The 13005-nt window shown below is 64.9% G+C and carries 11 protein-coding genes; 6 read left to right on the forward strand and 5 right to left on the reverse strand.

Annotation, left to right across the window (positions count from 1 at the left end; genetic code table 11):
- Window positions 1-9: 9 nt before the first annotated feature.
- From QQL28_RS00470 to QQL28_RS00485, 4 genes are read left to right on the forward strand one after another with little or no spacing between them, the layout of a single operon-like run.
- Window positions 10-1059: a carbohydrate ABC transporter permease gene (locus QQL28_RS00470; RefSeq protein WP_431309552.1), complete on the forward strand. Its 1050-nt coding sequence runs from the start codon at window positions 10-12 to the stop codon at window positions 1057-1059.
- A complete protein-coding gene (locus QQL28_RS00475) occupies window positions 1056-2105 on the forward strand; it encodes a carbohydrate ABC transporter permease (protein ID WP_284260078.1) in 1050 nt (349 codons plus the stop codon). The genes QQL28_RS00470 and QQL28_RS00475 overlap by 4 nt, the downstream gene beginning before the upstream one ends.
- A gap of 16 nt (window positions 2106-2121) precedes the next feature.
- Window positions 2122-3195 carry an ABC transporter ATP-binding protein gene (locus tag QQL28_RS00480; protein ID WP_284260080.1) on the forward strand — a complete coding sequence of 358 codons (1074 nt, stop codon included), beginning with the start codon at window positions 2122-2124 and terminating at the stop codon, window positions 3193-3195.
- Between the two features lie 51 nt (window positions 3196-3246).
- On the forward strand, window positions 3247-5604 hold the full coding sequence (locus QQL28_RS00485; protein WP_284260082.1) for a glycoside hydrolase family 31 protein: 2358 nt from the start codon (window positions 3247-3249) through the stop codon (window positions 5602-5604).
- Window positions 5605-5637: 33 nt separating this feature from the next.
- Here the strand turns inward: QQL28_RS00485 and QQL28_RS00490 are convergent, their stop codons facing one another.
- Genes QQL28_RS00490 through QQL28_RS00510 form a run of 5 tightly spaced genes read right to left on the reverse strand, consistent with a single transcriptional unit; the run spans window position 5638 to window position 10569 of the window.
- Complete coding sequence (locus QQL28_RS00490) at window positions 5638-6735, reverse strand: Gfo/Idh/MocA family protein (RefSeq protein WP_284260083.1); 1098 nt, start codon at window positions 6733-6735, stop codon at window positions 5638-5640.
- A 48-nt stretch (window positions 6736-6783) separates the two neighbouring features.
- Complete coding sequence (gene nagA / locus QQL28_RS00495) at window positions 6784-7923, reverse strand: N-acetylglucosamine-6-phosphate deacetylase (RefSeq protein WP_284260084.1); 1140 nt, start codon at window positions 7921-7923, stop codon at window positions 6784-6786.
- Window positions 7923-8948, reverse strand: coding sequence for an SIS domain-containing protein (locus QQL28_RS00500; RefSeq protein WP_284260085.1), 1026 nt, complete (start codon window positions 8946-8948; stop codon window positions 7923-7925). Before QQL28_RS00500 ends, nagA begins: the two co-directional genes overlap by 1 nt.
- On the reverse strand, window positions 8945-9700 hold the full coding sequence (locus QQL28_RS00505) for a GntR family transcriptional regulator (protein ID WP_284260086.1): 756 nt from the start codon (window positions 9698-9700) through the stop codon (window positions 8945-8947). Before QQL28_RS00505 ends, QQL28_RS00500 begins: the two co-directional genes overlap by 4 nt.
- Complete coding sequence (locus QQL28_RS00510; protein ID WP_284260087.1) at window positions 9691-10569, reverse strand: glucosamine kinase nucleotide-binding domain-containing protein; 879 nt, start codon at window positions 10567-10569, stop codon at window positions 9691-9693. Before QQL28_RS00510 ends, QQL28_RS00505 begins: the two co-directional genes overlap by 10 nt.
- Before the next feature lie 93 nt (window positions 10570-10662).
- Between QQL28_RS00510 and QQL28_RS00515 the strand changes: the two genes are divergently transcribed.
- Together QQL28_RS00515 and QQL28_RS00520 are read left to right on the forward strand one after the other, a co-directional pair.
- Window positions 10663-11607: an N-acetylmuramic acid 6-phosphate etherase gene (locus tag QQL28_RS00515; RefSeq protein WP_284260088.1), complete on the forward strand. Its 945-nt coding sequence runs from the start codon at window positions 10663-10665 to the stop codon at window positions 11605-11607.
- Window position 11608: 1 nt separating this feature from the next.
- Window positions 11609-12871 carry an ABC transporter substrate-binding protein gene (locus QQL28_RS00520; protein ID WP_284260089.1) on the forward strand — a complete coding sequence of 421 codons (1263 nt, stop codon included), beginning with the start codon at window positions 11609-11611 and terminating at the stop codon, window positions 12869-12871.
- Window positions 12872-13005: the final 134 nt, after the last annotated feature.

Raw genomic sequence — 13005 nt, forward strand, 5'->3', positions numbered from 1 at the left:
CGTGGCGGCATGACCGATTTGCCAACTGGCATTGAACCGCAGGCCGCGCCGACGGCCTCGCTGCTCGCGCGTTTGCGCCGCGCGGGCGGGACGGCGTTCGGTGCGGTGCTCGGCGCCTTGCTGCGCCTCGTCGATCGTCCGATGCGCCTGTTGCAGCAGCTCGTCGGCGAGCGGCGGATGGCCTATGTGTTTCTGCTGCCGAACCTCGTTTTCTTCTCGTTGTTCGTGTTCGTCCCGCTTGCGATCGATCTGGTGTTTTCGTTCACGGGCGGGGAGTCGCTGTTTCCTTCGCAGCGCCCCTATGTCGGGACCGATCAGTACGCCTATCTGTTCGATTGCGGCTCCTTCTTCGATCCCGCTTCGTGCCGGGTCGATCATTTCTGGCGCGGCGTTGCGAATACGCTGCGTTTCACCATCTTCCAGCTCGTCTCCATGGTGACGTTTTCGCTCGTCACCGCGCTGGTCCTGAACATGCCGATCCGCGGCCGCGGCTTTTTTCGCGCGGTCTATTTCTTTCCGGTGCTGCTGTCACCGGTCGTGGTTGCGCTGGTGTGGAAATGGATCCTGCAGCGCGACGGCCTCTTGAACGCCGGGCTCACCATGATCGGCGGGCAGAAGATCCTGTTCTTCGTGGATCCCGGCTGGGCGATGTTCTGGTCGGTCTTCGTCTCGGTCTGGGCGCATATGGGCTTCTACACGCTCATCCTGCTCGCGGGGTTGCAGGCCATTCCAGCCGATCTCTACGAAGCGGCGCAGATGGACGCGACGCCGCGCTGGCGTGTGCTCTGGCGGATCACGCTGCCGCTGCTCTGGCCGAACCTCATCGTGGTGATCGTGCTCGCGCTGATCCGCGGCGTGCAGACCTTCGATGAGGTGTTCGTGCTGACCGGCGGCGGACCAGGCACCGCAACCCTGATGATCGTGCAGTACATTTATGAAACGGCGTTTGCGAGCCAGGTGCAGAATTTCGGCCTCGCCGCGGCGGCGTCGATCGTGCTTGGCGTCGTGCTGTTTCTGCTCACGCTGGCGCAGTTGTCTCGCACCCGGAGCGCCTCATGAAGCCTATTCAGCTGCTGCGCGCCCGACGTCGGAGCGGGCACTGGCATTGGACTGACATCGCCGCCTATGCCTATCTGGGGCTTGGCGTCATCCTGATGTTCGGGCCTGTCGTGTGGCTGGTCCTGTCCTCGTTCAAGACCCAGGCGAGTCTCCTGGAATTTCCGCCCTCGCTGCTGCCGTTGTCCCAGCAGGAGGTCCGGATCGCGGGCTTCCCGCAACCCCTGCCGCTTTTTGCAGCTACCCTCGACAATGGCGAGCGTCGCGAGCTCGCGCAAATCAGGCGCATCGGGTTGATCGCCCAGATGGTCGACCCGGCCGATCCCAAACAGCAATATCGCGTGGCAACGGCCAAGCTCGCGCCGGTCCGGCACCTGAGTTTCATGACCTCGAACTACACCGAGCCGCTCCAGAAATTCGCCTTCACGCGCTATTTGTGGAACTCGGTGTTCGTCACGATGATCGCAACACTGATCACGCTGCTCATCAATTCGATGGCAGCCTATGCTCTCTCCATCTACGAATTCAGAGGCAAGACCATCGCCATGCTGATGGTGATTGGCACCCTCATGATCCCGATCACCATTATTCTCGTGCCCGTCTATCTCGTCGTCACGAAACTCGGCCTCGTCAATTCGCTCTGGGCGGTCATTCTTCCGGGCGCCGCGACGCCCACGGGCGTGTTCCTGTTACGACAATACATGCTGACGCTGCCGCGAGACCTCATCGAGGCGGCGCGCATGGACAAGGCAAGCGAGTGGCAAATCTACTGGCGGATCGTCATGCCGCTGGCGGCACCGGCCCTGGCAGTGCTGGCCATCTTTTCCATCATGTGGCGGTGGAATGAGTTTCTATGGCCGCTCGCGGTGCTCACCAAGTCAGAATCCTTCACGCTGCAGATCGGTCTGAACGCCTTCCAGGGGGAGCTGCAGACCCAGTGGAATTATCTCCTGGCGATGACGGTGGTCTCGCTGATCCCGGTGGCTCTCGTCTTCGTCTTTCTGCAGCGCTTCATCGCCACCGGTATAGCCAATACGGGGATGAAATGATGGCGAGGGAGTCGTCATGGCTGGCCTGACTCTCAAGGGCGTCCGCAAGGCCTACGGGACGATCGCCGTGATCCACGGCGTCGATCTTGCGATTGCGGACGGCGAATTCATCGTCTTCGTCGGCCCGTCCGGCTGCGGCAAGTCGACCTTGCTGCGCATCATCGCCGGGCTCGAGGACGTCACTGACGGCGAGATTGCCATCGATGGCCTCGACGTCACGCGCGTGCCGGCGTCGGACCGGGGACTCGCCATGGTATTTCAGTCCTACGCGCTCTATCCGCACATGACGGTCTACAAGAACATGGCCTTTGCGCTCGAGAACATGGGTCTTGCGCATACCGAGACCGATGGCCGGGTTCGGCGCGCGGCCAAGATGCTGCGCCTCACCGAGTATCTCGAGCGCAAGCCGAAGGCGCTGTCGGGCGGCCAGCGGCAGCGCGTGGCGATTGGTCGCGCGATCGTCCGCGATCCCAAGATATTCCTGCTCGACGAGCCGTTGTCCAATCTCGACGCCGAACTGCGCGTTGCCACCCGCAAGGAGCTCGCGGCGCTGCATGCGGAGATCGGCGGCACCATGATCTACGTCACTCACGATCAGGTCGAGGCGATGACCATGGCGCACCGCATTGTCGTGCTGCGCGGCGGCCGCATCGAGCAGGTTGGCACGCCGCTCGACCTCTACAATCGGCCGGACAATCTCTTTGTTGCGGGCTTCATCGGCTCGCCGCGCATGAATCTGCTGCCGGTGCAGGTGATTTCGCCAGGGCTGGTACGAGTCGGCGAGACCGGTGAACCGATCAAGGTAACGACGGGTTCGCTCGCTGTAGGCGCATCGGCCACGCTCGGCGTGCGGCCCGAGCATATCGCGCTCGCTGACGGCGCGGCCGATCTGACACTCACCATCGACCTCGTCGAGCAACTCGGCGGCGACACGTATTTCTATGCCAGCGCGCCCGGCCTGCCGCAGATCACGGTGCGGCAGAACGGTCAGGCGCTGCGGGGCCGCGGCGAGACTCTCCCGGTTCGTTTCGAGCCGGCCCACCTTCACCTGTTCGACGCCCAGGGCGCTGCCGTGCGGCCGGGCCGCTGAATCGCGATGGCAGGCGACGATAAAACAAGACCAATGATGGAGTGCTGAGACATGAAAGCCCTGGTTGAGGGCCGCTATCGCGGGTGCGAGGGCGGAGCCGCAATGTTCGACGTCGGGCAGGGAGCAACCATCGCGGTGCGCATCCTCGAGCGCGATCTCGGCCGGGTGACGTTGCGCCGCGCGGACGGCTTTCGACTTGATCGGGGCTGGTCGCTGGCGCCTGGCGGCATCGAGCCGCCGTATAGAGGACGCGACCGCGATGATCTGTCGGGATTCGCCAATCCCGCGCTGACGGTCACGGTGGGTGAGGGCACCGTCAGCGTCGCGGCAGCGGGACTGACGGCCGAGGTCACGCTCCGTCCGTTCGGCATTTCCTGGCGTCGTGATGGAGAGGTCGAGGCATTCCTGCGCGATCGGCCGACCCAGGCCTATTTTGTGTCCAACAAAACCCCGGCCATTGCGCACATGATGGCGCGTCATCCGGACGAACGCCACTATGGCCTCGGCGACAAGGCGGGCCCGCTGGATCGCACGGGACGGCGCTTTGCCATCGACGCGGTAGACCCTTGCGGGTTTGATGCCGAGCTGAGCGATCCGCTCTACAAGATGCTGCCTCTCGTCATCGTCGACGGGCCACAAGGCGCTCACGGCATTTTCTATGACAATCTTGCCACCGGATCGGTCGATCTCGGCTGCACGATCGACAATTACCATGGCACGTTCCGGTCTTATCGGGCCGACGATGGCGACCTCGACTTCTACGTGCTCGCCGGGCCCAGTGTGCGCGAGGTCGTGCGTCGTTTCTCCTGGCTCACAGGGGGGCAGGCCTTTGCGCCGCGCTGGTCGCTCGGGTTCGGCGTCACGTCGATGGCGATCGCGGATGCGCCCGACGCCGACCGGCGGGTCACGGAGTTCATCGCCGACTGCCGCCGCCACGCCATTCGTTGCGACAGCTTCCATTTCGGTTCCGGCTATACCTCGATCGGCGGGCGTCGCTACGTGTTCAACTGGAACCACGACAAGTTTCCCGATCCATCCGCGACCATGGCTCGGCTCGTCGAAGCCGGCACGCAGCCGGTGACCAACATCAAGCCGTGCCTGCTCGACGATCATCCCCGGCTCACCGAGGCCATCGACGCCGGCATCCTGGTGAAGGACAAGGTGACGGGAGCTCCAGCCGTCGCGCAGTTCTGGGATGGCGTCGGCTTTCACGTCGACTTCACAAATCCCGACGGGCGCCGGTGGTGGCGCCAGGGCATCGAGCATGCGCTGCTCGATCATGGCGTCGTTTCCATGTGGAGCGACAACAATGAGTTCGAGATCTGGGATGAGGACGCGGTCTGTGCCGGTGATGGTCGCCCCTTCGCCCAGGCGCTGGCGCGTCCGGCGCAGGCGCTGCTGATGACGAAGGTCTCCTTCGACGCGCAGGCCGACCGATCACCCACGCGGCGGCCCTACGTCATCACCCGTGCCGGGCCGGCGGGGCTTGCGCGCTATGGCCAGACCTGGTCGGGTGACAACGAAACTGCCTGGAAGACGTTGCGCTTCAATCTCACCCAGGGCCTCAACATGAGCCTGTCCGGGCTGTTCAACATCGGCCACGATGTCGGCGGTTTCCATGGTCCAAGGCCAACCCCGGAATTGCTCTGCCGCTTCGTCGAGTTCTGCGCGCTCTGGCCGCGCATGATCATGAACTCATGGAACGACGACGGCTCGGTCACTCTGCCCTGGATGCACCCATCCGTGTTGCCGCAGGTGCGTGCGGTGATCGGGCTGCGGCACCGGCTGCTGCCCTACCTCTACACACAGATGTGGCGCGCCAGCCGCGACCATGAGCCCGCGGTGCGTCCGCTGTTCTGGGATTTCCCGGACGATGCGGCGGTGAGGGGCATCGAGGACGCCTTCATGCTCGGCCCCGATCTGCTCGTCGCGCCCGTGCTCGAGGAGGGCGCTTCCGATCGCCGCGTTCTGCTGCCTGCGCATGAAGGCGGCTGGTATGACTGGCACGATGGCCGGCACTTCGCCGGCGGGGAGACGGTGCAAATTGCCGCATCCTTGGGACGGTTGCCAGTATTCGTCCGTGCCGGAGCCATGATCCCGGTCGTCGACATCGATTCGGCCGGCAATCCCGGCGAGCGGTCGCTTATGATATTCGGCGCACCGGCGTCGCATTCCACCGCCGATCTCTACGAGGACGACGGCGACATGGCGGCTTGGCGCACCGATGCCCTGCTTCTGTCCTTTCACTTGCGCCGTAAAGCGAGCGGCCTCGAATTGACGGGAGCGACGCAAGGCGGTTTCCGCCCGGCGTTCGACCGCTTGCATGTGAAGCCGGTGGGTGTGACGGAACCCTTGACCATCGGCACAATCGAAGGACCGGTTACACTTAAGATCGGGGCGACTGAATAGGATACCGCAGGCGCGAAAGCTCGTGTGTCGCTATTACAGACGCACGACTTCGCCGCTCCGAACGCTGGCGTCGGCTGCAAAGACGATGCGCAGCGAGTTGATCGCGGCCTCGTGATGCTCGGACAAGTCGACCTCGCCACGGATGGCTCTGAGAAATAGCTGCTGCTCGCGCTCGCAGAGCTCCTGATGGCCTGGTTCGTCCTCGGTCGAGAGGAGTTCGTCGGGCCTCGCGAAGCGGCCCTCCAGATTGCGGGCTGCGTGATGGATATGGAGCGCGTTGGTGCGCGTATGCGTATCATGGTCCGCCGAGCTCGCTGTCGTATCGGTGCTCTCCTTCGCAACAATCGACACGCTGCCGTTCGGCCCGATAATGTCCTTCACGAAATGGGCGGTCTCGCTCATCATCGGTCCCCAACCAACTTCGTACCAACCAACTGATCCGTCTTCGAACACGATGTGAAGATGGCCGTAGTTGTACATGCCAGGTGCAATCTCGTCCGTGAGCCGCGCCCCGACGGCGTGCACGGCGATCGGCCGCGAGCGTGTCACCTGGCACATGATGTCGACATAGTGCACGCCGCAATCGACGATGGGCGAGGTCGACAGCATGAGCTTCTTGTGAACCTCCCAGAAGGAGCCGGCCGATTGCTGGTTGAGATTCATGCGCATCACGAGCGGCTTTCCGAGCGTGCGGCCTATCTCGACGAAGCGCGACCATGACGGATGGACGCGCAGGATATAGCCGACCAGCAGCGCCTTTCCGCTTGCGCGCGCGGCGTCGACCACACTCCCGGCGGCCTCCAGCGTGTCGGCGAGCGGCTTCTCGCAGAACACGTGCGCGCCCGCCGCAAAAGCCTGAAGGGCCATGACGGCGTGATGCTCGGTGTAGGTGCAGATCGCGACGGCGTCGGGGCGCAGCGTCGCGAGTGCCTCGTCGTATCGTTCGAAACGCGGCAGACCACGAAACTCGGTATCGAGGTCATGACGCTCGGCCGCGCGAGAGGTGCAGAGGCCAACGAGTTCGAAGCCTTCGATCGCGTTGTAGGCGCGGGCGTGGCTGGTTCCCATGGTGCCGAGGCCAACCACGAGAACGCGGATGGGGTGCGATGTCGACGAAGAGGAAGAAGACATGGCTCAATCGCGTCCTTCAATCGAAACAACGCCCGCCAGATCCGTGCGTCAGGAGCCGTCGGCGGCCGGCTGGCCCTCGATCCAGGTTTCGAGCACGCGCAAATCGTCGTCGAGATGCACGAGGCTCGCCAGATATCCGGGGGCAATGCGGCCGAGCTCCGTCTCGCGCCGCAGAAACGTCGCGGGCACGCGCGAGGCCATCGCGAGGGCATCGGCGAGATCGAGTCGCGTGACGTTGACAGCGTAGCGTACGGCTTCGTCCATGGTCAGAACGGAGCCTGCGAGCGTTCCATCCTCGAGCCGCAGGCAGCCCTCTAGGCGTGTCACGCGGCGGCCCTGTAGATCGAACTGATCCGGCCCGTCCGCGGCCGGTGGCATCGCGTCGGTAATCAGCATGAAACGGTCATGCCGCTTGGCGGCGAAGGCGATACGCAGGTTCGCCTCGTGCACGTGGTGACCGTCCGCGATGATGCCGACGAATGGATCGGTGAGATCGAGCGCGGCGCCGACCATACCCGGCTCGCGCCCGGCGGGCGCACTCATTGCATTGAACAGATGGGTGAACGCCCGCGCGCCGGCTTTGACGGCCGCGCACGCCTCCGCGTAGCTTGCATCGGAATGGCCGAGCGAGATGAGTACGCCATGCCGCGCGAGCTCGGCAATGCTCTCCGCGCGGACCCGATTGGGCGCGAGAGTCAGCATGACCGCGCCGCAATTCGCCTCGACGATCGTCGTAAGGTCGCCAGGCCCGAGGTCGCGTATGTATCGGAGCTCATGCGCGCCCTTGCGCTTCGGATCCAGGAAGGGCCCTTCCAAATGGATGCCGAGCGTCGCCGCGGTCAGGTGCCGCGCCTCGCGCGTTGCGGCGATCGCCGCTGCCGTCACCTGCGGCGTGTCGGTCACGAGCGTCGGCAGCAGCCCGACGGTGCCGTGCCCGCGATGGGCCGTGGCAATGCGGGCGATGCCTTCTGGCGTCGGGTCCGCGTTGAACAGGACGCCACCGCCGCCATTGACCTGCACATCGATAAAGCCGGGCACGAGCAGGCCGCCGCCGAGATCGCGCACGTCGTCGTGCGGTCTCTCGGCGTGAGGGACGATTGCCGCGATGCGCCCGCCTTCGACGACGACTGCGTGGTCGTCGAGAAAATGCTCGCCATCAAAAATCCGCGCGCCGGACAGAACGGTCATCAGACAGTCTCCGTCACCTTGCGCAGGTTGCGCGGGCGGTCGGGATCGCGCCCGAGCTGGCGCGCAAGCGCCTCGGCAAGGCGGTAGAAGCGGTGGATCATGACGATGGGCTCCAGCAGCGTCGCCTCGACTTTCGCCGTCGCGAGACGATCCGCCTCATCGGCGCCGCCCGCTTCGATCGTAATCACCGTCGCGCCGGCATTGGCCAGCGCCGCGAGTGTCGGCAGCATGCCTTCCCGCGCTGCGTCGGACGGCAGGAAGGCGATGACGGGAAAGCCCGGGGCCACCAGTTCGGCCGGGCCATGCAGCACCTCGGCCGCGGAGTAGGCCTCGGCGTGAATCGCGCAGGTCTCCTTGAGCTTCAGGGCCGCCTCCGCGGCGATCGCAAGCGTCGCGCCGCGGCCGAGCACGAATGCGCTGCGGGCATTTGCGAGCCTCTCGAGCATCGCTGCGGGCGGCGGCGCCGCCTGCCCGCGCAGGACGTCCGGCAGGCCGGTGAGGGCGTCTGCGAGCGGCCGATCCTCGCGCCAGGCCGCGACGAGGCTCGCGCCCGCGACCAGACCTGCAACCATCGATTTGGTCGCTGCGACGGAACATTCCGTGCCGGCGCACAATGGCAGCAGCACTTCGGCCTCTTGCGCAAGCGGTGAGGCCACGTCGTTGACAAGTGCGACGGCCAGCGCACCGCCGCGTCGTGCGGCGCGCTGCATTTCGACGATGTCCGGGCTGCGTCCCGATTGCGAGATCGCGACGGAAACGCCGCCTTCGAGGCGCATCGGCGTACGATAAAGCGTCGCGATGGAGGGGCCGATGGAGGCACAGGGCACCCCCGAAACGATCTCGACGAGGTATTTCAGATAGAGCGCGCAGCAATCCGACGAGCCGCGGGCGATGGTCGCAACGAGCGGCGGATCGAGGCCGCGTAGCCGCGCCCCAAGCTCAGCGAGGCGCTCCGCATTCTGGCCAAGCTGGCGCGCGACCGCATCGCCTGCCTCGCCGATCTCCTGAAACATGTGGGTCGTCATCGGTGCGCCTTTCGGGCCGGCGGCGACAACGTGAGTTCGGAGACGAAATCATAGGCGTCGGCACGGTACCAGGATTTTGTGAACTCGACGCAGGATCCGTCGGCGAGATAAGCGATACGCTGGATATAGAGCGCCGGGCTGTCCAGTGCGACGCCGAGCAGTTCCGCATCCGCATTGTCGACGAGGGTCGCACGCAAGCGCTGCAGGCCCCGGGTGGGCTTGAAGCCTCTCGCGGAGAGCGCCTCGTAAAGCGAGCTGCCGACCGAATCCTGTTCAGGAAGGAAGCGTATCGGAATGGCGGCGCGCTCGATCGCCATGGGCGAACCGTCGGCCAGGCGCAGTCGGCCGAGCCGGAACACGCGTTCGTTCGGCCGTACGCCAAGCATCATGGCCTCTTCCGGCGTCGGCAGGAACACGCCGCGCTCGAGCTCGCGCGAGCTCGCCTCCAATCCGCGCAGCCGCATGTCTTCCGTGAAGCTCGTCAGCCGCGAGGAGGGCTGTTCGACGCGCGGCGTTGCGCGATGGATGAAGGTCCCGGCGCCATGGCGGTGAAACAGCACGCCTTCGGCGATCAGATCGGCAATCGCCTTGCGCAGCGTGGTGCGCGATACATCGAGCAGCTCGCACAACACGCGCTCGGCCGGAAGCAATTGCGTCTCCGCGAAGCGTCCGATCTCGATCTCGCGCCGAAGCGCGTCGACCACGGCACGATAGAGCTTCTGGCCCGGTGCGGTTTCGACCGTCAAGGACATGCCGCGTCCTCCGCGAGCGTTCCGCCGGCGAGCAGGATGGCGCCGTCCACTGCGTCGCGCCGCGGCGGGGCGAGGCGCTTGGCCACATCAGGCGGCAAAAAGGGACGCAAGGGCTCACCGAAGCCGCCGGCGAGCGCAATGCGCTCGGCACCAAGCGTATTCAGCGCGTTCGCAAGTGCCGCTATCGCGCTGGCCGCTTCGCCGACGATTTCGCGGGCGCGCATATCTCCGGACCTTGCGACGTCCAGGATCTGGGGTGCGAAGGCGCCGTAGTCCCTGGGCCTCGCGTCCGCTGCCCAGCGGCTCATCCGCAATGGATCGTCATCGAAATGGCGTCCGAGCGCTTGTGCGAGTCCGCTCATCGGCTCGAGGCCGTCGATCGCACGCAGCGTCGCGCGCAATGCCGACTCGCCGAGGCGTGCGGCAGATCCGTCATCGCCGAGCCAGAAACCGCGTCCGCCGATGATAGTCGTCCGATTTCCCACGCGAGCGATGCCCGCCGAGCCCGTTCCCGCGATGATCAAGCCGCCGTCGCCGAGGCCATTGGCGCCGACGCAGGCGGCGATCGCATCATTGACAGCGACGACTCGTGCAAAGCCGGGCAGGGCAGCGGAGACGCGCTCTGCTTCCTTGTCGTCCGAAAGTCCGGCAAGGCTAAGCCCGACGGCAATCTCCTGCCTTGGCGCGCCGGCGGCAATTGCGGACTCCATCGTTTCACGGACGACCCGCATGGCCTCGTCGAAATCGAGATAGATGTTCGAAGCCGGCCCAAGGCCGCGCCCGAGCTCGCGGCCCGACGAATCCCGCAGTCTCGCGCGGCAGCGGGTCCCGCCACCGTCCACACCGAGGAAGAACTGGGCCGTCGCCAAGGAGCCTCCTAAAAAATTTCTTAACGCCTCTAGACAAGTGGTATGTCACGTGGCTAAAACAAATACAAGAGGTATCTACCATTGGTATTCACGATGTCGGTACTGCCGAGCTTGGAGACGGACGGAGAGAGGTGGCGCGACACCGCCGGTGTCGTGATGATCAACGAGGCGGTGTTCGCGGAGGCGATGCTCGCATCCTTCCGCCGCGCGATTGCTTCGGTCGCATCTGCCTCCGAAGACATCCGCGCCGCCGCGCTTCGCCTTGCGGCGATCTGGCGGGCAGGCGGGCGTCTGGTCTACGCGGGTGCAGGCTCCTCCGGTCTTGCGGCGGCCGAAGATGCAGCCGAGCTTCCCGGTACGTTCGGACTCGATGAGAGCCGCATCGCGATTGTCCTGCCCGGTGGGACCGCCGAGCCGTTCCGCATCGATGGGTCGGCGGAGGATGATGCCGCAGCCGGTGAGCGTGCCATGACCGGGCTCGGTGACCTCTCTCGTGATGCCGTGATCGTCGTATCGGCGAGCGGCTCGACGCCGTTCACCGTCGCGGCCGCCGCCGAGGCGCGCCGTCGCGGCGCTTTCGTGATCGGCATCGCGCATCGTCCAGGCTCGCCCTTGCTGGTCGGTGCCGACGCGTCGATCCTGCTCGAGAGCGGGGAGGAGGCGCTGCGGGGCTCGACACGCCTTGCGGCCGGAGCTGCGCAAAAGGCCGCGCTCGGCATGCTCTCGTCATTGATGGGATTCGAGCTTGGTCACATCCATCAGGGCCTGATGGTCAATCTGAAGGCCGACAATGCGAAACTGCGCGAGCGGGCGCGCGGGATCGTCGCAACGATCGCCGGCGTCAGCGATGCCAAAGCGGGTGCGGCACTGCGCGAGGCCGGCGGCGAGGTCAAGCCGGCGATCCTGATTGCCTGCGGTATCGTCAGCATGAGCGAAGCCGTCACGTGGCTCGCTGCTGCGGAAGGCCGGATAGACGACGCGTTGCGCCGCGCAAGCGCCAATGGAATCACGGGCCAAAGCCCGAACAAGGGAGCGTAGCATGAGACGGACATTCAAGGCTGCAATGGGAGCTGAGGTTGCCGCGTTGGCGTTGCTTGCGGGGCTTGCGTCGGCCCAGGCAGGCTCGTTGAAGATCGAGAGCTGGCGCAATGACGACGCCGACATCTGGAACTCGAAGATCATTCCCGCCTTCAACAAGCAGTATCCCGACATCAAGATCGAATTCGCGCCTTCGGCGCCCAAGGAATACAACGCCGCGCTCAACGCGCGGCTCGACGGCGGCACCGCCGGCGATCTCATCACGTGCCGTCCGTTCGACGCCTCGCTCGCGCTCTATCAAAAGCATCAGCTCGACGGGGTCGACGGCCTCAAGGGCATGGACAATTTCTCTGATGTCGCGAAGGCCGCATGGCAAACGGACGATGGCAAAACCACGTTCTGCGTCCCGATCGCTTCCGTCATCGCAGGGTTCATCTACAACAAGGAAGCTTTCGCCAAGGTCGGCGTGTCCGAGCCGAAGACGCTCGAGGAATTCCACGCCGTGCTTGAGAAATTCAAGAAGGACGGGACCTATGTCCCGCTGGTGATGGGCACGGCTGACCAGTGGGAGGCCGCGACCATGGGCTTCCAGAACGTCGGGCCCGACTATTGGAAGGGCGAGGCCGGTCGCGCCAATCTGATTGCCGGCAAGGAGAAGCTCACCGACCCGCAATACGTCGCGGCGTTCAAGGAGATCGCAAGCTGGGCGCCGTATCTCGGATCGGGCTTCCAGGCGCAGACCTACGCCGACAGTCAGAACCTGTTCTCGCTCGGCAAGGGCGCGATCTATGCGGCTGGCTCGTGGGACATCTCGACCTTCCGCGGCCAAGCGAAATTCGCCATGGGTGCATTCCCGCCGCCGCAGCCGGCCGGCACGACGGATTGCTATATCTCCGATCACACCGACATCGCGATGGGGATCAACGCAGCGTCGAAGAACAAGGAAGACGCAAAGAAGTTCCTGGAATGGCTGACGACGCCGGAATTCGCAACGATCTACGCCAATGCGCTTCCCGGCTTCTTCCCGCTCGCCAAGACTCCGGTGAAGGTCGAGGACGACGTCGCGGCGACGATGGTCGGATGGCGCCAGACCTGCAAGTCGACGATCCGCAACTCGTATCAGATCCTGTCGCGCGGCACGCCAAATCTGGAAAACGAGCTTTGGAACGTGTCGGCGCAGGTCGTCAACGGCAAACTGACGCCTGATGCCGCCGGCAAGCAGCTGCAGGATGGCCTCGACAAGTGGTACAAGCCCGCCAAATGACGCCAGTCCCTCTCCTCGCTTTCGCGGGGAGAGGGACTTTCCTCGTTTTGTTCGATCATTGCTGCACACTCCGCTGACCGATGGCACGAGCCGCAAGCGCGGAGAGGGACGATAACGCACGGTAGGTTTGATCT

Source organism: Bradyrhizobium iriomotense, from assembly GCF_030160715.1.
Taxonomy (GTDB): domain Bacteria; phylum Pseudomonadota; class Alphaproteobacteria; order Rhizobiales; family Xanthobacteraceae; genus Bradyrhizobium; species Bradyrhizobium iriomotense.